Consider the following 2046-nt stretch of genomic DNA (forward strand, 5'->3'; position numbering starts at 1 on the left):
CAAGGCGCGAGCAGCGCGCCGCTGCCTCCGCGACCCTCGCCTCCGGGGTGCAGACCCTGACGGTCGAGGCGGACGAGGCCGGCATGCGCATCGACCGATTCCTCACCGCGCGCTTCCCGCTCCTGCCCTTCACCCGGGTGCAGAGCATCGTCCGCAAGGGCGAGCTGCGGGTCGACGGCAAGCGCGCCAAACCGAACGACCGGCTGGAGCCCGGCATGAGCGTGCGCGTGCCGCCGCTGCGTCTCGATCAGCCGACCGAGCGCCCGCGCAGCGCCGCGCGGGAGCAGGACGACGCCGAGTTCATCCGCTCGCTGATCCTCTACGAGGATGCCGACATGATGGTGCTCAACAAGCCCTTCGGTCTTGCGGTCCAGGGCGGGTCGGGCACCGTCCGCCACGTCGACGGGCTGCTCGCCGCGCTGACCGGCCCGGACGGCCAGAAGCCGCGCCTCGTCCACCGGCTCGACAAGGATACGGCCGGCTGCCTGATTGTCGCCAAGACGAGGCTGGCGGCCGCGACGCTGGCAAAAAGCTTCCGCTCGCGGGCCGCGCGCAAGATCTACTGGGCGCTCACTGCGGGCGTGCCGCGGGTGCGCCAGGGTCGGGTCTCGACCTATCTCGCCAAGGACGAGCCGACCGACGCCGATGCGCGCATGCGGGTGGCCAAGCACGGCGACGAGGGCGCCAGTCACGCCCTGACCTATTACGCGATGGTCGATCAGGCTGCCCAGAAGCTGTCGTGGCTGTCGTTCAAGCCCGTGACCGGGCGGACCCATCAGCTGCGTGCTCACGCGGCCCATATCGGGCACCCCATCGTCGGCGATCCGAAATACTTTTCCGTGGAGAACTGGGAGCTTCCGGGCGGGATCCAGAACCGGCTCCACCTGCTCGCCCGGCGGATCGTGATTCCGCATCCGCGCACCGGCCGGCCCGTGGATGTCAGCGCGCCGCTGCCGCAGCACATGGCCCAGAGCTGGAACCTGCTGGGCTTCGACGCATCCCGCTACGATCCGATCGTCGAGGCGCCGGAGAGCTGATCGCGCAGCCACGGTACGATGGCCTCTGCCAGCGCCTCGGGGGCCTCCATCGGAAGCATGTGGCCGGAGCCGTCGATCACTATCAGGGCGGCGCCGGGGATGCCGTCTCGCAGTTCCCGCGACTCGTCGAGGCTTCGCAGGGCGTCCTGGGCGGCCGCCACCACCAGGGTCGGGCACGTGATCGCGCCGAGCCTGTCCCGGTCGCTTGCACGCGCCTGTCCGGCTTGGCGCAGGAACACGTCGCCGCCGAGGCGGTCGCCCATGCTGCGGATGCGGGCGACGAGACCTTGGTCGCCGACCCGGTCGGGATGCACCGATCCGAGGATCGCGGACCGGCTGAGCCCGGCGAAACCCTGGCGGCGAACGTTCGCGACGGCCGCGTCATTCCGGCGCGCCTGGGCGGGCGTGTCCGCCCGCGCCGACGTGGCGATCAACACGAGCGCCTCGATTCGCTCCGGTGCGAGGCGGGCTATCTCCCGCGCCACGTAGCCGCCCATCGAGAAGCCGATGAGGGCGAAGCGCTCCGGCGCCTCCTCGGCGACCCGCCGCGCCATCGCCGCGATGGTGTCGTCCCGGCCCAGGTCGCCGTGCAGGATCGGCCCGAACGGCGCGAGGCTCGGGGCCATGTCGGCCCACAGGTCCGGATCGGTCATGAAGCCGGGAAGCAGAACGAGGGGCATGGCGCGGTCGTGATCCTCGGTGGCCCGGCGCAACATCGGTATCCGAGCGGCACCCCCTTTCGAGATGCGGCGCGCGCCTCCCCGGTGCGGCGTGGACCGGGTCCTGAAAGTCTACGGGCCGGCACGCCTTGGCAATTGGCCGACTCGCCTCATATGCTGATCCGCGACCCGCCGTTCCACCGCGGGGCCGATTTCCCGCGGTTCGAGACCCTGACGCATGAAGCTCGCGACGCTGGCCTGCCTCGCTGCCCTCTGCCTCGTCGGGCCGGCCGCCTACGCCGCGCCGGGCGACACGGCCAAGCCGACCGCCCCGGCGAACCCGTCCCCGT

The 2046-nt window shown here is 71.6% G+C and carries 2 protein-coding genes; one reads left to right on the forward strand and one right to left on the reverse strand.

What is annotated here, in order from left to right:
- Window positions 1-1037: RluA family pseudouridine synthase (locus tag FV228_RS27890; protein ID WP_147857464.1), on the forward strand; the 1037-nt coding region annotated here is incomplete at its 5' end.
- Here the strand turns inward: FV228_RS27890 and FV228_RS27895 are convergent.
- Window positions 1004-1717 carry an alpha/beta fold hydrolase gene (locus FV228_RS27895; protein WP_147857465.1) on the reverse strand — a complete coding sequence of 238 codons (714 nt, stop codon included), beginning with the start codon at window positions 1715-1717 and terminating at the stop codon, window positions 1004-1006. The two genes, FV228_RS27890 and FV228_RS27895, sit on opposite strands and share 34 nt — an antisense overlap.
- Between the last annotated feature and the right edge of the window lie 329 nt (window positions 1718-2046).

This window comes from Methylobacterium sp. WL18, from assembly GCF_008040015.1.
Classification (GTDB): domain Bacteria; phylum Pseudomonadota; class Alphaproteobacteria; order Rhizobiales; family Beijerinckiaceae; genus Methylobacterium; species Methylobacterium mesophilicum.